At 69.0% G+C, this 18,378-nt stretch carries 20 protein-coding genes; 4 read left to right on the forward strand and 16 right to left on the reverse strand.

Annotation, left to right across the window (positions count from 1 at the left end):
• Positions 1–349: 349 nt before the first annotated feature.
• Complete coding sequence (locus DLJ53_RS35055; protein ID WP_162408801.1) at positions 350–505, forward strand: DUF5993 family protein; 156 nt, start codon at positions 350–352, stop codon at positions 503–505.
• Between the two features lie 8 nt (positions 506–513).
• On the forward strand, positions 514–1,071 hold the full coding sequence (locus tag DLJ53_RS02640) for a disulfide bond formation protein B (protein WP_111342104.1): 558 nt from the start codon (positions 514–516) through the stop codon (positions 1,069–1,071).
• A 19-nt stretch (positions 1,072–1,090) separates the two neighbouring features.
• On the opposite strand, the gene DLJ53_RS02645 is transcribed toward DLJ53_RS02640, so the two are convergent.
• Complete coding sequence (locus DLJ53_RS02645; protein ID WP_111342106.1) at positions 1,091–3,664, reverse strand: ligase-associated DNA damage response DEXH box helicase; 2,574 nt, start codon at positions 3,662–3,664, stop codon at positions 1,091–1,093.
• A gap of 57 nt (positions 3,665–3,721) precedes the next feature.
• Positions 3,722–4,813, reverse strand: a complete 1,092-nt coding sequence (locus DLJ53_RS02650) for a zinc-binding metallopeptidase family protein (protein ID WP_111342108.1) — start codon at positions 4,811–4,813, stop codon at positions 3,722–3,724.
• Positions 4,814–5,103: 290 nt separating this feature from the next.
• On the opposite strand from DLJ53_RS02650, the gene DLJ53_RS02655 reads away from it, so the two are divergent.
• Positions 5,104–6,138 carry an aspartate-semialdehyde dehydrogenase gene (locus tag DLJ53_RS02655; protein ID WP_111342110.1) on the forward strand — a complete coding sequence of 345 codons (1,035 nt, stop codon included), beginning with the start codon at positions 5,104–5,106 and terminating at the stop codon, positions 6,136–6,138.
• A gap of 62 nt (positions 6,139–6,200) precedes the next feature.
• Here DLJ53_RS02655 and DLJ53_RS02660 read toward each other — a convergent pair whose 3' ends face one another.
• On the reverse strand, positions 6,201–6,587 hold the full coding sequence (locus tag DLJ53_RS02660) for a DUF952 domain-containing protein (protein WP_202912964.1): 387 nt from the start codon (positions 6,585–6,587) through the stop codon (positions 6,201–6,203).
• A gap of 133 nt (positions 6,588–6,720) precedes the next feature.
• On the opposite strand from DLJ53_RS02660, the gene DLJ53_RS02665 reads away from it, so the two are divergent.
• Positions 6,721–7,356 (forward strand): S24 family peptidase, encoded by a 636-nt coding sequence (locus DLJ53_RS02665; protein ID WP_111342112.1) that lies wholly within the window; start codon positions 6,721–6,723, stop codon positions 7,354–7,356.
• Between the two features lie 35 nt (positions 7,357–7,391).
• Here DLJ53_RS02665 and DLJ53_RS02670 read toward each other — a convergent pair whose 3' ends face one another.
• The 13 genes from DLJ53_RS02670 to hisA form a co-directional block, all read right to left on the reverse strand.
• A complete protein-coding gene (locus DLJ53_RS02670) occupies positions 7,392–8,435 on the reverse strand; it encodes a ligase-associated DNA damage response exonuclease (RefSeq protein ID WP_202912965.1) in 1,044 nt (347 codons plus the stop codon).
• Positions 8,436–8,557: 122 nt separating this feature from the next.
• Positions 8,558–9,484, reverse strand: coding sequence for a DMT family transporter (locus DLJ53_RS02675; RefSeq protein WP_111342114.1), 927 nt, complete (start codon positions 9,482–9,484; stop codon positions 8,558–8,560).
• Positions 9,485–9,641: 157 nt separating this feature from the next.
• Positions 9,642–10,739: a 3-isopropylmalate dehydrogenase gene (leuB, locus tag DLJ53_RS02680; protein WP_111342116.1), complete on the reverse strand. Its 1,098-nt coding sequence runs from the start codon at positions 10,737–10,739 to the stop codon at positions 9,642–9,644.
• Positions 10,740–10,813: 74 nt separating this feature from the next.
• On the reverse strand, positions 10,814–11,221 hold the full coding sequence (locus DLJ53_RS02685; protein WP_111342118.1) for a VOC family protein: 408 nt from the start codon (positions 11,219–11,221) through the stop codon (positions 10,814–10,816).
• Between the two features lie 28 nt (positions 11,222–11,249).
• A complete protein-coding gene (locus DLJ53_RS02690) occupies positions 11,250–12,188 on the reverse strand; it encodes a threonine/serine dehydratase (protein WP_111342120.1) in 939 nt (312 codons plus the stop codon).
• A 38-nt stretch (positions 12,189–12,226) separates the two neighbouring features.
• The gene (locus tag DLJ53_RS02695) at positions 12,227–12,982 is read right to left on the reverse strand and encodes a sulfite exporter TauE/SafE family protein (RefSeq protein ID WP_111342122.1); all 756 of its coding nucleotides are present in this window, start codon (positions 12,980–12,982) and stop codon (positions 12,227–12,229) included.
• Positions 12,979–14,034, reverse strand: coding sequence for an aldo/keto reductase (locus tag DLJ53_RS02700; protein ID WP_111342124.1), 1,056 nt, complete (start codon positions 14,032–14,034; stop codon positions 12,979–12,981). Before DLJ53_RS02700 ends, DLJ53_RS02695 begins: the two co-directional genes overlap by 4 nt.
• A 78-nt stretch (positions 14,035–14,112) precedes the next feature.
• Positions 14,113–14,748, reverse strand: a complete 636-nt coding sequence (locus tag DLJ53_RS02705) for a Pr6Pr family membrane protein (protein ID WP_111342126.1) — start codon at positions 14,746–14,748, stop codon at positions 14,113–14,115.
• Between the two features lie 7 nt (positions 14,749–14,755).
• Complete coding sequence (locus DLJ53_RS02710) at positions 14,756–15,379, reverse strand: arylesterase (protein WP_111342128.1); 624 nt, start codon at positions 15,377–15,379, stop codon at positions 14,756–14,758.
• 96 nt (positions 15,380–15,475) lie between these two features.
• Positions 15,476–16,450: a type I pantothenate kinase gene (gene coaA, locus DLJ53_RS02715; protein WP_202912966.1), complete on the reverse strand. Its 975-nt coding sequence runs from the start codon at positions 16,448–16,450 to the stop codon at positions 15,476–15,478.
• Between the two features lie 77 nt (positions 16,451–16,527).
• Complete coding sequence (locus DLJ53_RS02720; RefSeq protein ID WP_111342130.1) at positions 16,528–16,854, reverse strand: phosphoribosyl-ATP diphosphatase; 327 nt, start codon at positions 16,852–16,854, stop codon at positions 16,528–16,530.
• On the reverse strand, positions 16,847–17,641 hold the full coding sequence (gene hisF, locus DLJ53_RS02725; protein WP_111342132.1) for an imidazole glycerol phosphate synthase subunit HisF: 795 nt from the start codon (positions 17,639–17,641) through the stop codon (positions 16,847–16,849). The genes DLJ53_RS02720 and hisF overlap by 8 nt, the downstream gene beginning before the upstream one ends.
• 3 nt (positions 17,642–17,644) lie before the next feature.
• Entirely contained in the window at positions 17,645–18,376 is a 732-nt protein-coding gene (gene hisA / locus DLJ53_RS02730; RefSeq protein ID WP_111343997.1) for a 1-(5-phosphoribosyl)-5-[(5-phosphoribosylamino)methylideneamino]imidazole-4-carboxamide isomerase, read from the reverse strand.
• Between the last annotated feature and the right edge of the window lie 2 nt (positions 18,377–18,378).

Consider the following 18,378-nt stretch of genomic DNA (forward strand, 5'->3'; position numbering starts at 1 on the left):
CATGTGCGGCGAATTGGTTGACAGGGGGTTAACGGAGCTGTCCACCGCGCGCGGCGTCGCATCGCGGGGGCCGTGGCACGTTGCCCCCGTTGTCCACCGCCCGGGTTCGCCGTGGGTGCATCGCCGGCAGGGCATTGCGCCGTGGCAGGCGGCCGATGCGGCGGTGCCGGAGCGGCCGGCGAAAGGAGTGTGGGCCGAGCGGCCGGGAGCGGCGGGGCGGGCTCGCCAAGGTGCGAGCCGAGGGACTAAAGTCGGGCTGACCGCCGCGCCCCGGCCCCGACGGGGCGGAGAGAAACCCCCGAGGACCCCGCATGCCGGTCCTCGCCGACGCTAGGCAAAGACCCCCGCTATGATGAGCGTACCCTTCTTCACGGCCACCCTCGCCATGGTGCTGGGCTGGTGCGGCCTGCGCATGGCGGCCGCGTGGCTCACCATCCTGACGGTCGTCGTCACCTTGGCGCTGTTCGCCGCCCACGCGACCAGCTCGCTCAACATCGAGCTCTGAGGCACGCCATGTCCCAACGACTCGCCCAGCAGCTCAACGTCCTCGGACTCTTCGCCCTTTCGGCGGTGCTCGGGGTCGCGTTCTACGACCAGTTCGTCAACGGCTCGCTGCCGTGCCCGCTCTGCATCCTGCAGCGCGCCGGGTTCGCGGCGGTCGGCGCTGGCCTCGCGCTCAACGTCCTTCGCGGGCCGACGCCGCGGGGCTACGGCATCATGATCATCGGCGCGATCGCGGGTGGGGCGGTGGCGCTCCGGCAGATCGCGCTCCACGTGGTGCCGGGGACCGGCGCCTACGGGCCGCCCTTCCTGGGGCTGCACTTTTATACGTGGGCGTTCATCGTGTTCGCGGTGATCGTCCTTGGCTGCGGTCTCATGCTGTTCCTGCAGCGCGAGTACGGGATCGCCGGGCGGCCGGGCATCTTCGGCACGCTGGCGGTGCTTCTTTTCGTGCTCTTGGTGCTCGGCAACGGCGTGTCGACGCTCGCCGAGTGCAGCACGGGCCTCTGCCCCGACGATCCCGTCTCCTACGAGGGATACGAGGCCTTCAGGGCCTGGCTCGGCAGGTAGCCGGCGCCACGCCGCACGGTCAGCCCATGGCCTCGCGGACGAGCTCCTCGGCGGCGTCGGCGAGGAGCTGCTCGGTGCCCTCGCCCTGCACCGGCTCGCGGCCGATCTCCAGCATGATCGGCACCGCGAGCGGGGAGATGCGCGGCAGGCGCACGTGGACGATGTCGTGCTTCACGCGCGCCAGCATCTGGCCGAGGCGGCGGATGTCGAGGAGGCCGGTCGCCGCGTCCTGCCAGGTGGCCCGCAGGAGGATGTGGTCCGGCTCGTGCGAGCGCAGGACGTCGTAGATGAGGTCCGTGGAGAGAGTGATCTGCCGGCCCGTCTTCTCCTGTCCGGGGTGGCGGCGCTCCACCAGGTGGGCGATCTGCGCGACGGCCCGGAAGGTGCGCTTCATCAGCATGGAATCGGCGAGCCACTCGTCGAGATCGTCGCCCAGCATGTCCTCGCTGAAGAGGTCGGACATGGTGTTGGGCGCATCGTCGAAGTGGGCCGACAGGTCGGAGAGCGCCCAGACGGCGAGGGCGTAGTCCGACGCGACGAAGCCCATCGGGTGGAGGCCGGCGCGTTCCATGCGGCGCGTGAGGAGCATGCCGAGCGTCTGGTGGGCGAGGCGCCCCTCGAAGGGGTAGGCGACCAGATAGTGGCGCTGGCCGCGCGGGAAGGTCTCGACCAGGAGCTCGTCCGCCTTCGGCAGCCGCGAGCGGGCACCCTGAAGTTCGAGCCAGTCACGGACCTGCTCCGGCAGCGCGGTGCGGTTGTCGGGGTCGGCGAGCATCTGGCGCACGACCGAGGCGAGGTAGGTCGTCAGCGGGAACTTCGACCCGCCGTAGTAGGGGATCTTGGGCTCGGACTGGGCCGTCTTCGTGACGAGCACCTCGTTGTCCCGCACCGCCTCGAGCTTCAGCACCTGGCCGGAGAAGAGGAACGTGTCCCCCGGCGCGAGCGACGACAGGAAATACTCTTCGAGCTGCCCCAGGATCGGCCCGCGCTTCGACAGGATCCCGCGGCGCCATGAGACGAGGCGCACCGGCAGCATCGCGAGCTCGACGATGGTGCCGACGTTGAGCCGGTACTGCTTGGCGACGTCCGGGTGGGTGATGCGCCAGAGGCCGTCCTTGCGGCGGCGGATCTTGGCGTAGCGCTCGTAGGCCCGGAGCGCATAGCCACCGGTGGCGGCGAAGTCGACCACGCGCTCGAACGTCTCCCAGTCGAGCGTGCGGTAGGGATAGGCCGAGCGGATCTCCTCGTAGAGGTCGATGGCGTCGAAGGCGTCGGCGACGGCCATGCCGACGACGTGCTGGGCGAGCACGTCGAGCGCCCCGTCCTTGATCGGCGGCGTGTCCTGATGGCCCAGGTAGGAGGCGTCGAGGGCCGCCTGGCACTCCATCACCTCGAACCGGTTGGACGGGACGAGGATCGCCTTGGATGGCTCGTCCATCCGGTGGTTGGCGCGGCCGATGCGCTGGGCGAGGCGCGAGGCCCCCTTCGGCGCGCCGACGTGGATCACGAGGTCGACGTCGCCCCAGTCGATGCCGAGGTCCAGCGTCGAGGTGCAGACCACCGCGCGCAGCGCGTTGCGGGCCATCGCCGCCTCGACCTTGCGGCGCTGCTCGCGCTCCAGCGAGCCGTGATGGAGGGCGATCGGCAGCGTGTCCTCGTTGATGCGCCACAGCTCGTAGAACAGCGTCTCGGCCTGGGAGCGCGTATTGACGAACACCAGCGTGGTGCCGTGCTCCTTGATGAGGCGGTAGACGTCGCCGACCGCCCAGCGCGTCATGTGGCCCGACCAGGGGACACGCTGGTCGGTCTTGAGGATCGAGAGGTCCGGTTTCGCGCCGCCTTCGACGACGATGAGATCGGCGAGGCCCGACGCGGGCGCGGCGGGCCGGCGCTTCGGGACGCCGCGGCCGTCGTCCTCGCGTGACGACGGGTCGGCCGGCACGAAGGGGACGAGCCAGCCGCGCAGGTCGTCCGGCTCGGCGACGGTGGCGGAGAGGCCGATCGTTCGCACCTCCGGCGCATGCCGGCGCAGACGCGCAATGCCGAGCGAGAGAAGGTCGCCGCGCTTCGACGTCACCAGCGAATGCAGCTCGTCGACGATGATGACCTTCAGCTCGGAGAAGAAGCGGGCGGCGTCCGGCTGACTGACCAGGAGGGCGATCTGCTCGGCGGTCGTGAGGAGGATGTCGGGCGGGACCTCCTTCTGTCGCCGCCGCCGGTTCTGCGGCGTGTCGCCGGTGCGCGTCTCGTGGGCGATGGGAAGGCCCATCTCGGTGATCGGGCGCTCGAGGTTGCGCGCGATGTCGACCGCGAGCGCCTTCAGTGGCGAGATGTAGAGGGTGTGAGGGCCTTCCCGCAGCGGGGCGTTGCGGCGACGGTTCTCGTCGGTGATCTCGATCAGGCTCGGCAGGAAGCCGGCGAGCGTCTTGCCCGCACCGGTCGGGGCGATGAGGAGGGTGGACCTACCCTCCTCGGCCTTCTCGATCAGTGCGAGCTGGTGGGGGCGCGGAGTCCATCCCTGAGCGGAGAACCATTCGGCGAACGGTTCCGGCAGGGCGCCCTCGGCGCGGATGGTGTCGGGCGAAGTGAGCACACGCGTAACATAAGTGCCCCGCAGCGCTCCGACACCACCGCGGCCGACGGCCGGCCGTCAGCGGCCGATACGCCACCAGGGGCGTTTCTGGGTGATGGCGGTCGTGCGGGCGTGACTGCGGATGAGGTCGTGCACGAAGCCGAGCTTCTCCTCGACCGGCTTGTTGAGGACGAACGGGTAGAGGTCCGGCTGCCCCATGGAGCGGTTGATCGCGTTCATCGCCACCGTGACGGGCACCCAGGCGTGCAGGAGGTCGCTGATCGCGCCCTGGGTGTAGGGGTCGAAGTCGACGTGGTGGCTGCCGTTGTTGCCGAGCCCGGTCGTGCGCAGGCCGAACGCGGCCGCCGTCTCCAGCGCGTCGACGATATGGATGTAGTGGGCGAACGTCTCGGCCCAGTCCTCCCACGGGTGCGCGGTGGCGTAGGAGGAGATGTAGGCGTTCGCCCAGTCCACCGGCGGCCCGCTGGCGTAGTGGTTCTGCAGCGCGGCGGCGTAGTCGGCCCGCTCGTCGCCGAACACGGCGCGGTAGGCGTCCTCCTTGCCTGCGTCGCGCACCAGGCGGTCCCAGTAGTAGTGCCCCACCTCGTGGCGGAAGTGGCCGACGAGGGTGCGGTAGGGCTCGCCCATCTCCGTGCGGCGCCGCTCGCGCTCGGCATCGTCGCCCTCGGCGATGTTGATGGTGACGAGCCCGTCGGCATGGCCGGTCAGCACCGGCGTGACGGTACCGTCGCCATTCTGCTGGTCGGCGAGGAAGTCGAAGGCGAGGCCCCGGTCGGGATCCTCGGCCACCGTCGGCTGCGGCAGGTTCCAGCGGATGATGGAATAGAAGAGGTAGCGCTTGGCCTGCTCGAGGTTGCGCCACAGCTCGACCGCCTCGGGGTCGGAGAGGTCCGGTATGGTCCGGTTGTGCGAGCAGGCCTGGCACAGCGTGTTGCCGCTGGAGGCCGGGACCAGCCAGTTGCAGGCGAGGTGCGCGGCGTTGGCGCACGCGTTGTACGTGGTTTGCCCGTTGGACCACGGCGAGCCCTGCGGGGTGGACAGCATGTTGCCGGTGACGGCGTCGAACCCGAGCGCATTCCCGCAGCGAACGCACTGCGTGGACTCAAAGTGAACCTCGTTGCCGCAGTTCCGGCACGAAAACCGCTTCATAGATCGGGTATCCGTTGTGGTGCGCCCGGCCTGGCGGGGGGATGGGCGCCTGTTCGCCCACCAACGCGCGGCACCGGAAATAGGTTGCGGAAGGGCCCCGCTGCAATCGCGCTGCGATGATTGGCGCGATCATTCAGGACGAGACGGCGTCGCCGCGAGTCGTAGGGCCGTCGCATTTGCGGATTCGCGTGCCCATCTGGGGTCCGGGGAGGCAAGGTTCTCGCCACGGGCGGATGGACACATGGTGTCATCTCCGCCATTACACGCGCCAGTCTCTAGGAGTTAGGCAGATGGGCTACACGGTAGCAGTCGTCGGCGCGACGGGGAACGTCGGCCGCGAAATTCTCGATATCATGGCCGAGCGCGGCTTCCCGGCCGACAAGGTCGTCGCGGTCGCGTCGCGTCGCAGCCAGGGGACCGAGGTCTCCTTCGGCGACAAGACCCTGAAATGCGAGGCGCTGGAGACTACCGACTTTTCGAACGTGGACATCTGCCTGATGTCCGCGGGCGGTGACGTGTCGCGCGAGTGGGGCCCGAAGATCGCCAAGCAGGGCGCGGTGGTGATCGACAACTCGTCCGCCTTCCGGACCGACCCGGACGTGCCGCTGATCGTTCCCGAGGTGAATGCCGACGCGGTCGCGGGCTTCACGAAGAAGAATATCATCGCCAACCCGAACTGCTCGACGGCGCAGCTCGTCGTGGCGCTGAAGCCGATCCACGAGCGCGCGAAGATCAAGCGCGTCGTGGTGTCGACCTATCAGTCGGTTTCGGGCGCCGGCAAGGAGGCGATGGACGACCTCTTCGCGCAGACGCGGGCCGTCTTCGTCTCGGACGAGGTGCAGTCCAAGAAGTTCCCGAAGCGCATGGCCTTCAACGTCATTCCTCACATCGACGTCTTCATGGACGACGGTTCGACGAAGGAGGAGTGGAAGATGGTGGTCGAGACCAAGAAGATCCTCGACCCGAAGATCAAGCTGCATGCGACCTGCGTGCGCGTGCCGGTCTTCATCTCCCACTCCGAGGCCGTGAACATCGAGCTCGAGGAGCCGCTGTCGGCGGACGAGGCACGGGACATCCTGCGCGAGGCGCCGGGTTGCCTGGTGATCGATAAGCGGGAGCCAGGCGGTTACATGACGCCGTACGAGGCGGCCGGCGAGGACGCCACGTACATCAGCCGCATCCGCGAGGACCCGACGGTCGAGAACGGCCTGGCGATGTGGGTGGTGAGCGACAACCTGCGCAAGGGTGCCGCGCTGAACGCGGTGCAGATCGCTGAACTTCTCGTGAACCGGAAATTGCTGACGGCCCGCGCCGAGGCCGCATAACGTCGCATCAGGGTGCGGCGGAGCGTCGCACCCTGTCTTGCCGATTTGCAGGACTGCAGTCCTTAGATTGCAACCGGCCAGATTTTTCCGGGCAACGGAATGATGGCGCGGACGTCGCTCATCTGCAGCGGGCGATAGAGGTGCGGGAACAATTGCCCGCCGCGCGACGGCTCCCAGACCAATTTCGCAGTCCCGATTAAAAGGCTGCAATCCAGCGCAAAAATGTTCGAATCTCGGGAAAAGTGTTTCTCGAGAGTGCCGGACATCTGACCTTCGGTCGACAGGTGGATGAAGCCGTCGCGGACGTCATCCTCCGATCCTTCAAAAGTCCATTTTGTGACGAATGTCGCAAGCTCTGTAGGGCGCAGGAGCTTGTAGATCGTTCCGGATTCTTCCACGGGGATCCTAAGGGTCTGGAGAGGGCGTGGTTTGCGGCGGTCGAGCGGCAAACCCAGGTTCCTCGCACGCGTTACATATGCTACATCAATCCAGAACAAACTGAATTTTCGACGGGCGCTTTTACGTCGAGGAACCTTCTCGAGGTTACTCCAAGTGGTGTTCGCCTGTGAGCAGGAGGGGGCAATGCTCGCTCATAACGACGTGTGGAACGCGATCGACGAGCTTGCGGCGAAGCACGGGATGTCCCCCTCAGGACTTGCCCGCCGTAGTGGACTTGATCCTACAACTTTTAATAAGAGCAAGCGCTTCGCGTCGGATGGCCGGCCGCGCTGGCCCTCGACCGAATCGATCGCCAAGATCCTGAAGGCGACGAATACTTCGATCTCCCAGCTGTTCGGCTTCGCGGACACCGGCCGTCAGGCGCCGCACGTGTCGATCCCGCTGATCGGCGAGGCCCACGCCGGGTTCGAAAGCTCGCTCCCCGCCGGGACGGACAGTGTCGCCGTTCCCAGCCCGCCGCGCATCATCTCCTTCCCCGACCGCCGGCACGAGCCGCTCTACGCCCTGTCCGTCGTCGGCGATTCGATGCAGCCCCTCTACCGTGATGGCGACGTGCTCTTCATCTCGCCGAACGCGGCGGCCAACGCCGGCGATCGCGTCGTGGTCAAGCTGACCAACAACGAGGTCGCGGTGAAGGTGCTGAAGGAGATCCGCGACGACGGGTACGAGTTCCACGCCGTCAATCCGGACCATTCCGACGTGTCGCTGCGCACCTCCGACGTCGACTGGATCGCACGGATCGTCTACGCGACCCAGTAATCCGGCCTCCCAGCCACCCGTCGTCCGCACCGGCCTCAGGGCGCCGGCGCGTTGTCCTGCGTCAGCGTCTCCTCCGGGCCGTCGTCGCCGTCGCCGTAGCCGAGGAGGTGCAGCGGGCGGCAGTCGATGCCCTTGGTGCGCGCCCAGTGACACAGCGCATCCTCCTGACCGTGCGTGACCCAGACCTGCTCGGCCCCGGTCTCCACGATCGTGGTGCAGAGGTCTTCCCAGTCCGCATGGTCGGAGATGACCAGCGGCAGCTCGACGCCGCGCTGCCGTGCCCTCGCCCGCACGCGCATCCAGCCCGATGCGAAGGCGGTCACCGCGTCGCCGAAGCGCTGCGCCCAGCGGTCGTTGAGCGAGCCGGGCGGGCACAGGACGATCTCTCCCGCGAGAGACTTGCGGTCGACGTCGCGCACCGGCAGCAGCGTGCCGAAGTCCTGCCCCTCGGACTCGTAGTGCGCCGTCAGCCGCTCCAGCGCGCCGTGCAGGTAGACGGGACGGTCGTAGCCGGCGGCCCGGATCAGCGCGAGGACGCGCTGCGCCTTCCCGAGCGCGTAGGCGCCGACGAGGTGCGGCCGGTCCGGGAACAGGCCGACGGACTGGAGCAGCGTCGCCACCTCGTCCGCCGCGTCGGGATGGCGGAACACCGGCAGCGCGAACGTCGCCTCCGTGACGAAGTGATCGCACGGGACGAGCTCGAACGGCGCGCACGTCGGATCCGTCTGCCGCTTGTAGTCGCCGGAGACGACCGCGCGACGCCCTCCCGCCTCGAGCGAGATCTGCGCCGAGCCGAGCACGTGGCCGGCAGGGTGGAAGCGCACGGTGACGTCGCCGATCCGGACAGCCTCGCCGTAGCCGATCCCCTGGCGCGTGCCGGCGAAGGCCTCGCCGTAGCGAACGGCCATGATGCCCAGTGTCTCGGGCGTGGCGAGCACGGCGGCGTGGCCCGGTCGGGCGTGGTCGGCGTGACCGTGCGTGATCGCCGCGCGCGGCACGGGCCGGATGGGGTCGATGTGGAAGCCGCCGGCGGGGCAGTAGAGCCCCTCGGGCGTCAGGGCGAGAAGCGTTTCGGACATCGCGTGCGATATAGGGCGTCCCCCGGCCGCCAATAAGGCTCGGACGGTCATCGGTCCTTGGGCGGCGCTCCGATCGGGGCCGCCGCGCTCAGGGTAAGCGCTTCACGTGAAACATTGTCCCGTCATGCGCCGCCGTCGCTTGCGGAAAAGGGGCGGGTCGAGGCCGAGGCGGCCGGGTGCCCGCGCCCGACCAGCGTCTCGCGCCACAGGGTATAGAGACCGGCGGCGACGACCAGACCGGCGCCGATGAAGGTCGGGCCGTCCGGCACCTCGTCGAACACGAAGTACCCCAGCAGCATCGCCCAGAGGAGGCCGGTATAGCGGAACGGCGAGACGGCGGAGATGTCGCCCACCCGCATCGCCGTGATGCTGAGGATGTAGCCCACGAGGATGATCGTCGACGCGACGAGGATGACGATCGCCGTCGCCTGGTCCAGCCCGACGGTCCCCTGGGCGGGCATCAGCGCGCCGGCGAAGATGGTGACGGCGACGATGGTGACGACGCTCGCGAAGACCGACGGGGTGTCCGGGTCGAGCGAGCGGGTGAGCATGTCGCGCACGGTGATGAAGGCGACCGTGCCGAGGGGGTAGAGGATGTTGGTGTCGAACGCCTCGCCGCCCGGACGGATCATCACCATCACGCCGACGAAGCCGACCGCGATCGCCGACCAGCGCCGCCAGCCCACGGGCTCCCTGAACAGGAGCGCCGCGACCATCGTGACCGCCAGCGGGACGAACTGCAGCACGCTGCTGGCGGTGGCGAGCGGCATCACCGCGAGCGCCTGCAGGAATGTGATGGTGGAGCCGAGCTCGCATGCGCTGCGCAGCGCGATGACCACGGTGCCACGCCGGGTCGGGCGGTAGCCGAGGGCGCCGGTGCGCCACGCGAGAAGCAGGATCAGGACGCCGCTCATCACGCCGCGTGCGAAGATCCCCTGGGCGACCGGGACGTTCTCGAACGCGAGCTTCATCGCCGCGTCGTTACAGGTGAACCCCGCCATGGCGGCGGTCATGATGAGCGCGCCACGGGCATTGTCGTTGAGGGGCATTTTAGCCTCTAGTTATCGAGGCCCCGCCTTACACCCGAATGCCGGCAGGCGCATCGGGCGGACGCGGCGGTCAGAGGCGCACGGCATCCCGCAAGGCGCCTCCATAGGCGCGGTCAATGGCGGCGTCCCGCGCGGGACGCCGCCACCGATGGCTGGCTTAGGAGCGCTTCTCGAGCTGGGCGATGATCGCGTCTGTCATGCCCTCGGTGTCGATCGACGGGGCGCCGGCGGCGATGTCCGCCGTGCGCAGGCCGTCGGCGAGGGCGCCGGCGATGGCGTCATCCAGCGCGTTGGCCTCGTCGAGCATGCCGAAGGAGTACTTCAGCGCCATGCCGAAGGACGCGATCATCGCGATCGGGTTGGCGATCCCCTGGCCGGCGATGTCCGGCGCCGAGCCGTGGACCGGCTCGTAGAGCGCGCGGCGGCGGCCGGTCTTCTCGTCGACCGCGCCCAGCGACGCGCTGGGCAGCATGCCGAGCGAGCCGGTGAGCTGGGCGGCGATGTCCGACAGCATGTCGCCGAAGAGGTTGTCGGTGACCACGACGTCGAACTGCTTCGGATCACGAACGAGCTGCATGGCGCCGGCGTCGGCCAGCATGTGCTGCAGCTCGACGTCCTCGTAGCCCTGCTTGTGCGTGGCCTCGACGACCTCGCGCCACAGGAGGCCCGACTTCATGACGTTGCGCTTCTCCATCGACGTCACCTTGCGCCGGCGGGCGCGGGCGAGGTCGAAGGCCGCGCGGGCGATGCGTTCGATCTCGTAGGTGTCGTAGATCTGGGTGTCGATGGCGCGCTTCTGGCCGTTGCCGATGTCCTCGATCGTCTTCGGCTCGCCGAAGTACACGCCGCCGGTCAGCTCGCGCACGATGATGATGTCGAGGCCTTCGACCACCTCTCGCTTGAGCGAGGAGGAGTCGGCGAGTGCCGGATAGCTGATCGCGGGGCGCAGGTTGGCGAAGAGCTCGAAGTGCTTGCGAAGCCCCAGGAGCCCCGCCTCCGGCCGCAGGTCGTACGCGAGGTTGTCCCACTTCGGACCACCGACCGCGCCGAACAGCATGGCGTCGGCCGCCTCGGCCTTCTCCAGCGTGGCCGGCGGCAAGGGCGTGCCGTCGGCGTCGTAGCCGGCCCCGCCGACGAGACCTTCGGTGAGCTCGAAGCCGGCGCCCTTGGCGTTGAAGTACTCGATCACCCGCTTCGTCGCGGCCATGATCTCGGGGCCGATTCCGTCACCGGGCAGGAGGAGAAGGGAGGGCATGGGCGTCCTTTCGAATTTTTCGTCTTGCTAGACCCTTTCCGCCTGACGCGAAAGAACCATCGCGGCCTTCGTCGTCATCCGTCGGTCGCCACCATGACCATCCAGTGCGTGCCGAAGCGGTCCTTGAGCATGCCGAATCCCTGCGACCAGTAGGTCGGGCCGTAGTCGACGATGACGGTTCCACCCTCGGACAGCTGGCCGAAGACGTCCCGGCCCTCGGGCTCGGTGTCGACGATCCGGCTGATTGTGACCGCCGCCTGGGGCGCGCCCTCCATCCCCTCGGGGAAGTCGCTCGCCATCAGCAGCGATCCCGTTTCGGTGAGGATGTCGGAGTGCATCACCCGGTCGGACCGGGGCACCGTCTGTCCCTCGGGGGCGTCGTTGTAGGTGATGATGTTGAGTTTCGCGCCGAAGATCTCGGCGTAGCGGGTCATCGCCTCGCGGCAATTGCCCTGGAAGTGGATGTAGGGCGTGAAGCTCATGGGCACCTCCCGTTTTGGGAGAACCCTATCACCCCTCCTCGAGGACGTCTGCGAAGGTCGCGGGGTCGGTATTGGCGCCGCAGACGAGGACGCCGACGCGCTCGCCGTCCGCCGGCCGGTAGGCTCCGGAGAGGAGCGCGGCGTAGGCGGCGGCGCCGCCCGGCTCCGTGACGATGCGGGCCTGGCGCCAGAGGGTGCGCTGCGCGTCGCGGATCGCCGCGTCGGTGACGAGCGCGACGTGGTCGACGTAGGCCTGTGCGAGCGCGAGGTTGAGCGCGCCGACGCTGCGCGAGCCCAGCGAGTCCGCCGCGACCGACTCGACGTCGACGTCCACCGGCCGGCCCGCCTCCAGCGCGGCGGCGAGCGCCCTCGAGCCCTCCGGCTCGACGCCGACCACCTTCACGCGCCCGCCGAACCAGGCGGCGACGCCGGAGATGAGCCCGCCCCCGCCGACCGCGACCAGCACGGTGTCGAGCCCAGCGGTGTCCGCCTCCCACTCCGCGCCGACCGTGCCCTGGCCGGCCACCGTGAGCGGCGCGTCGTAGGCGTGGACGCCGATGGCGCCGGTCTCCGCGCGGTAGGCCTCGCAGGCCTCGAGCGCCTCGGCATAGCGGGCGCCGCCGATGGTGAGGTCCGCGCCGGCCTCGCGGATCACGCTGACCTTCGCGGGGCTGGAGATCGTCGGCACGAAGATCGCGGCCTTGTGGCCGAGGGTATGCGCCGCATAGGCGACGGCCGCGCCGTGGTTGCCGCCGGAGGCCGCCGCGACCCCGCCGTCCGGTACGTCGACCGACAGGAGCGTGTTGAAGGCGCCGCGCACCTTGAAGGAGCCCGTCGCCTGCAGCTGCTCGAGCTTCAGTTCGCACGGTACCGGCGCATCGAGCCGAAGGAGGGGCGTGCGCCGGACGTAGGGGGCGATGCGCTCGGCGGCGGCGGCGATGTCCGCCTGGGTGACGAGGTCCGTCATGGCCTATCCTCCGGTGGCTGGGATGGTACCGGCGCGGGTCAGATCAGCTCCGACAGCGCGCGCAGGATGAGTTGGATGGCGATCAGCGTCAGGACGATGTTGAGCGCCTTCTTCAGCGTCGCCTCGGGCAGCTTGTGCAGGAGGCGCGCGCCGACGAGCGTGCCCGCGAACCCCGAGGCGATCATGGCGATCATCAACGGCGCCCAGTCGGCGAAGGCGAAGCCGAGAGCGGTGAAGGCCACCACCTTGAGCCCGTGCTGGATGACCATCGCCATGGCGTGGGTCGCCACCAGCCGCGTGTGCGGCAGGCCCGACTGGCGCAGGATCATCATGACGAACGGTCCCGTGGCGCCGACGAACATGGTGAGGAACGTCGCGACCAGTCCGCCGCCCGCCAGCACGCCGGTCTCGCCCTTGCCGAGCGGCGGCATCTTCATCCACGTGGTGACGAGGATGGTGACGCCGATGGCGAGCAGGATCACCTCGCCGGGCAGCTCCACGACCAGCATGCCGCCGAGGATGGCGCCGACGATGGCGCCCAGCGCGTAGGGGACGATCAGCCGGAGCGCCACGTTGCGGGCGAGCACGATGGCGCGGCCGGTGTTGGAGCCGAGCTGGACCACGCCGTGGACCGGGACGAGCGCTGCCGGAGGCGCGACGAACGTCAACGCGGCGAGCAGCACGACGCCGCCGCCGATGCCGACGGCCGCCGTCAGCGCGCTCGTGAAGAAGCTGAGGATGATGAGGAAGAGCGCGCCCAGCGGCGCGACGGCGTCGGGAAGCAGCATGCTCATGGTGCGACGTTGCCCCGCGAGCGATGCAGCGTGTCGATGGCCTCGAGGAGGTCGGCCGGGAGATTCACCTCAACGCTGCCGAGGACGGCTTCGAGCTGGCTCATCCGCGTGGCGCCCATGATCACGCTCGTCATGAAGGGGCGCGACATGGCGAATGCGAGGGCCATCTGCGCCGGATCGAGCCCGGCCTCCTCGGCCATCGCGACGTACATGTCGTTGACCTCCTCGGCGCCGGGACCCTCGTAGCGCTGGAGGCGGTCGAAGAGGGTCTTGCGCGCCCCCTCCGGCAGCGCGCCGTTGCGGTACTTGCCGGTGAGGTAGCCCTGCGCCAGCGCCGAGTAGCAGAGAAGGCCGATGTCCTCCCGCATGCACGCCTCGGCGAGGTTCACCTCGAACGTGCGGTTCAGCAGGCTGTAGGCATTCTGGATCGAGGCGATGCGCGGCAGGCCTTTCGTCTCGGATGCCCGCAGGTATTGCATCACGCCCCAGGTGGACTCGTTGGAGACGCCGATGTGGCGCACCTTGCCGGCGTCGACCAGCTTGCCGAGCGTGTCGAGCGTTTCCTCGATGGGCGTCTCGTCCTCGGCCTTCTTCGGCACGTTGAAGACGGTCGGGTTGCTGCCGAACTGCGGCACGACCCGGTCCGGCCAGTGCACCTGGTAGAGGTCGATGTAGTCGGTCTTTAGCCGCTTCAGCGAGCCGTCGACCGCCTCGTTGATGTCGGCCGCCTTGAGGCGCGGCTCGTGCCGGTCGGAGCGCATCCAGGTCATCGGCGAGCGACCGGCGACCTTCGTGGCGATCAGGACCTTCTGCCGCGCGCCGGGGCGGGCGGCGAACCAGTCGCCCATGATCTCCTCGCAGCGGAACCTGGTCTCCTCCGCCGGCGGGATCGGGTACATCTCGGCGTTGTCGAAGAGGTTGACGCCCGCGTCGAGCGAGCGGTCCATGATCTCGAAGGCTTCTTCGGGCGTGTTCTGGCGGCCGAAGGTCATCGTGCCGAGGGAGAGCACCGACACGGTGAGATCCGTGCGGCCGAGTTTGCGGTAGTCCATGAATGTCTCGCGTCAGGCGGGCGCCGGGAGGGTCGGGACGAGCGCGCCGTCGGATGCGACGCATCTACGCACCGTGCTCTATCCCGAGGATGGGTGCTGTGCCAAGCGTCCGAGCCCCCTGTCGGCCAGGACGACGAGCAGTCCCATCGCCGCGAAGGCGAACGCGAGACCTGCGGCGTTGCGCGCGTAGAGGGCGGGACCGAGCGTCGCGAGGTCGAGGAACCAGTACGGCTCGAACCCGCCCAGGGTGGAGCGGAAGAGCACGTAGACGAGGTAGACGCCCGGCAGGACGATGGCCCAGAGCGCATCGCGCAGGGCGAGCCTGCCGTGGCGACCGGCGATCCAGGCGACGGTGAAGAGCGGCGGCACGACGTCGTGCAGCAGGTGGCTCGCGAAGCGCTGCAGGCCGTGGGACTGCTGGAGCTGGTAGCGCAGCAGCACGGCGTAGACGAGGCCGACGATGATGATGGCCGACAGCGTCGCGAGCCGCACCCGCGCGTCCGCGAACCAGCGTGCGGGCCGCAGCGCAACGGTGCCGCCGACCAGCGCGACCGCGATGTTGCCCCAGATCGTGAAGAAGCCGGCGAGGCGCCACAGCGCGTCGAGCGCGGTCTTGCCCTCTGCCGCGAAGTTCCAGGTCGTCGCGACGAACTGGAGGATTACGGCCGTGGCGGCGACGGCGGCAGCCAGACCGGCGAGCAGACGACCGGGCATTGGAACCTCACGGGCGCTGGGAGGCCTTCGTGATGAGGGCCTCCACCTTGGGCAGGATGTTCTGCACGATCACCGCGACGCCCTCGGCCGTCGGGTGCATGCCGTCCGCGAGGTTCAGCGACGGGTTCGCCGCGACGCCGTCGAGGAAGAAGGGATAGTAGATGACGTCCCGCTTGGAGAGGTCGTCGTAGACCGCCTCGAACTCGGCGCCGTACTCCTCGCCGAGGTTGGGTGGGGCGAGCATCCCGGCGAGCAGCACCGGGAGGCCCCGCTCGTCGAGCCGGTCGAGAATGGCGGTGAGGTTCTTGCGCGTCGTCTCGGGGTCGAGGCCGCGCAGCGCGTCGTTGGCGCCGAGCTCGACGATGACGGCGCCGGCCTCCGGTCCGACCGACCAGTCGAGCCGGGCGAGGCCGCCGGATGTCGTGTCGCCGGAGACGCCGGCGTCGACCACCGTCACGTCGTGGCCCTTCTCCCGCAGCGCGGCCTGAAGCTGGGGCACGAAGCCCTTGCCGGGGTCGAGCTGGTAGCCCGCCGTGAGGCTGTCGCCCAGCGCCACGATGGCGAGCGGGTCGGCCTTCGCCGTCACGGCGCCGATGACGGTGAGGGCGGAAAGGAAGAGGGCGAGGCGCATCGGCGGAAGCTCTCCAGAACGCGGGGTACGGTATCCTTCGACGGGAGCGTCCTACCCGGTCCGGGACGAAGCGCCAACCGCCCGCCGGCCCCGCGATCAGATCCGTCGCAGGGCCACCTCGGTGATGCGGTGGTCGGCGCCTTTGCGCAGGATGAGGTCGGCGCGCATCTTCGTGGGGCCGACATTCTCCCGCAGGTTCTTGAGGTTGATCTTCTCCCACAGGTTCCGTGCGAAGGCGTCCGTCTCCTCGGCGGAGCGGCTCGCATAGCGGTGGAAGTAGGAGCGCGGATCGGTGAACCGCGTCTCCTTCAGCCGGTTGAAGCGGGTGAGGTACCACTCCTGGAGGAGGTCCTCGTCCGCGTCGAGGTAGATCGAGAAGTCGAAGAAGTCGGACACGAAGGGCACGCGCGGGCGGTCGCCGGAGAGGCGCTGCGTCTGCAGGACGTTGAGCCCCTCGACGATGAGGATGTCCGGCCGGTCCACCTCGATCGTCTCGCCCGGCACGCGGTCGTAGGTGAGGTGGGAGTAGACCGGCGCCTCGACGTGCCGCGCGCCCGACTTCACGTCGGACAGGAAGGCGATGAGGAGGCCGACGTCGTAGCTCTCCGGAAATCCCTTCCGCTCCATCAGCCCATGCTCCAGCAGGTGGGCGTTGGGGTAGAGGAAGCCGTCGGTGGTCACGAGGTCCACCGTGGGGTGCCCCGGCCAGCGGGACATCAGCGTCTGCAGGAGCTGTGCGGTGGTGGTCTTGCCCACGGCCACGGAGCCGGCGATGCCGATGATGTACGTCGTTCGCTGCCCGTTGCGGCCGAGGAAGGCCTGTGTGGCACGGTGCAGCCCCTCCGTCGCCTCGACGTAGAGGGAGAGGAGACGGGAGAGCGGCAGGTAGATCGTCTCCACCTGGGCCGGCTCGACGCGGTCGTTGAAGCCCTGCAGCTGGACGATTTCCTCGGCCGACAGGGTCATCGGCATACCGGCGCGGAGCTTCGCCCAGTCGTGCTCGCTGAACACGTCGAAGGGCGCGAATTCGTCGTGCGGGCGCCGCCCCGACGTCTCAACCAAATCGGGCATCGCATCCATGATCAGCACTGTTGCAGGACCCCGAGACCAAAAACAAGACGTTCACTTCACGCTGAAGCAAGCGGAATTCATTGCGGTGCCTTTCGGCTGGCCTTCTCTTCGAGGCCGGATTGTGACGTCCGCCGCTCCAGCTCCGCCATGACGTCGGCCCAGGCCACGCCCTGCAGGGAGAGGAGCACGGTGAGGTGGAAGATGACGTCCGCCGTCTCCGAGATCAGCTCGTCGGAGGCGCGGCGGACGGCGGCGATGATCGTCTCGATCGCCTCCTCGCCGAACTTCTCGGCGACCTTGTCGAGGCCCTTGTCCGCGAGGGTCTTGGTGTAGGAGGTCTCGTCGCCGTTGGCGAGGCGCGCGCGGACGACGCCTTCCAGGTCCTCGATGGTGAAGTCAGACACTGGTGTCTCCCAACGCGTGGTCATGGGCCGGCGTGAGCCGCACCGGGATCCCGGCGGCGGCCATGTGCGCCTTGGCCTCGGCGATCGAATAGGTGCCGAAGTGGAAGATGGAGGCGGCGAGCACCGCTTCCGCGTGACCCTCGGTCACCGCCTCGACCATGTGGTCGAGCGTGCCCGCGCCGCCGGAGGCGACGACCGGGATCGGCACGGCATCGGCGACGGCGCGGGTCAGGGCGGTGTCGAACCCGGCCTTGGTGCCGTCCGCGTCCATCGAGGTCAGAAGGATCTCGCCGGCACCGAGCGCGCACATCTTCTCCGCGAACTCGACGGCGTCCACGCCGGTGGCCCGGCGGCCGCCATGGGTGAAGATCTCCCAGTGGTCGTCGACGCGCTTGGCGTCGATCGCGACGACGATGCACTGGGCGCCGAACTTCTCGGCCGCGCGGCCGACGAAGGCCGGGTCGCGGACCGCCGCCGTGTTGATCGACACCTTGTCGGCGCCCGCCAGCAGCAGCGAGCGGATGTCGGAGATTGTGCGCACGCCGCCGCCCACGGTGAGCGGCATGAAGCACTGCTCGGCCGTGCGGTTGACGACGTCGAACAGGATGGAGCGCTCGTCCGAGGATGCGGTGATGTCGAGGAAGGTGAGCTCGTCGGCGCCGGCGGCGTCGTACGCCTTGGCCGCCTCCACGGGGTCGCCGGCGTCGCGCAGCTCCTGGAACTTCACGCCCTTGACGACACGTCCGCCGTGCACGTCGAGGCAGGGGATGATGCGTTTCTTCAGCATGGGTCAGGCCGCCTGCGGAAGCGCGGCGAGGGCCGCTTCGGGGTCGAGCCGGCCGTCGTAGAGGGCGCGGCCGATGATGGCGCCGTCGAGCTTGCCCGCTTCGGGGGCGGCGAGACGGGCGATGTCGTCCATCCCCGAGAAACCGCCGGAGGCGATGACCGGCGTCGTCACCGCGTTGGCGATCTCGATGGTCTCGGGAAGGTTGAGGCCGGTCAGCATGCCGTCGCGGCCGATGTCGGTGTGGACGATGGCGGCGACGCCCGCGTCCTCGAACGCCATGGCGAGGTCGCGGGCCCGCATGTTCGTCTCGTCGGCCCAGCCGGCGACGGCGACCATGCCGTCGCGCGCGTCGATGCCGACGACGATGCGGCCCGGGAAGGCGCGGCACGCCTCGCGCACGAGGTCCGGATCCTTCGCGGCGGCGGTGCCGAGGATCACGCGGGCGATGCCCCGCTCGAGCCACCGGCCGATCGCCTCCATGGTGCGGATGCCGCCGCCGAGCTGGACCGGCACGTCGGTGCTGGCGAGGATCGCGTCGACCGCGTCCGCGTTGCGGCTCTCACCGGCGAAGGCGCCGTTGAGGTCGACCACGTGGAGCCGCTTGAAGCCGAGGCGTCTGAAGCGGGCGGCCATGTCACCCGGATCGTCGGAGAAGACGGTGGCCCGCTCCATCTCGCCCTGCTGCAGGCGGACGCACTGCCCGTCCTTCAGGTCGATGGCGGGGTAGAGGATCATGT

Source organism: Acuticoccus sediminis (assembly GCF_003258595.1).
Lineage (GTDB): Bacteria > Pseudomonadota > Alphaproteobacteria > Rhizobiales > Amorphaceae > Acuticoccus > Acuticoccus sediminis.

Excerpts from the sequence above, each read along its gene's own strand:
- DLJ53_RS35055 (WP_162408801.1), top strand. The coding sequence starts at position 350 with ATGATGAGCGTACCCTTCTTCACGGCCACCCTCGCCATGGTGCTGGGC.
- DLJ53_RS02640 (WP_111342104.1), top strand. The coding sequence starts at position 514 with ATGTCCCAACGACTCGCCCAGCAGCTCAACGTCCTCGGACTCTTCGCC.
- DLJ53_RS02650 (WP_111342108.1), bottom strand. The coding sequence starts at position 4,813 with ATGAAGCGGTTTTCGTGCCGGAACTGCGGCAACGAGGTTCACTTTGAG.
- DLJ53_RS02655 (WP_111342110.1), top strand. The coding sequence starts at position 5,104 with ATGGGCTACACGGTAGCAGTCGTCGGCGCGACGGGGAACGTCGGCCGC.
- DLJ53_RS02665 (WP_111342112.1), top strand. The coding sequence starts at position 6,721 with ATGCTCGCTCATAACGACGTGTGGAACGCGATCGACGAGCTTGCGGCG.
- DLJ53_RS02670 (WP_202912965.1), bottom strand. The coding sequence starts at position 8,435 with ATGTCCGAAACGCTTCTCGCCCTGACGCCCGAGGGGCTCTACTGCCCC.
- DLJ53_RS02675 (WP_111342114.1), bottom strand. The coding sequence starts at position 9,484 with ATGCCCCTCAACGACAATGCCCGTGGCGCGCTCATCATGACCGCCGCC.
- leuB (WP_111342116.1), bottom strand. The coding sequence starts at position 10,739 with ATGCCCTCCCTTCTCCTCCTGCCCGGTGACGGAATCGGCCCCGAGATC.
- DLJ53_RS02685 (WP_111342118.1), bottom strand. The coding sequence starts at position 11,221 with ATGAGCTTCACGCCCTACATCCACTTCCAGGGCAATTGCCGCGAGGCG.
- DLJ53_RS02690 (WP_111342120.1), bottom strand. The coding sequence starts at position 12,188 with ATGACGGACCTCGTCACCCAGGCGGACATCGCCGCCGCCGCCGAGCGC.
- DLJ53_RS02695 (WP_111342122.1), bottom strand. The coding sequence starts at position 12,982 with ATGAGCATGCTGCTTCCCGACGCCGTCGCGCCGCTGGGCGCGCTCTTC.
- DLJ53_RS02700 (WP_111342124.1), bottom strand. The coding sequence starts at position 14,034 with ATGGACTACCGCAAACTCGGCCGCACGGATCTCACCGTGTCGGTGCTC.
- DLJ53_RS02705 (WP_111342126.1), bottom strand. The coding sequence starts at position 14,748 with ATGCCCGGTCGTCTGCTCGCCGGTCTGGCTGCCGCCGTCGCCGCCACG.
- DLJ53_RS02710 (WP_111342128.1), bottom strand. The coding sequence starts at position 15,379 with ATGCGCCTCGCCCTCTTCCTTTCCGCCCTCACCGTCATCGGCGCCGTG.
- coaA (WP_202912966.1), bottom strand. The coding sequence starts at position 16,450 with ATGCCCGATTTGGTTGAGACGTCGGGGCGGCGCCCGCACGACGAATTC.
- hisF (WP_111342132.1), bottom strand. The coding sequence starts at position 17,641 with ATGCTGAAGAAACGCATCATCCCCTGCCTCGACGTGCACGGCGGACGT.
- hisA (WP_111343997.1), bottom strand. The coding sequence starts at position 18,376 with ATGATCCTCTACCCCGCCATCGACCTGAAGGACGGGCAGTGCGTCCGC.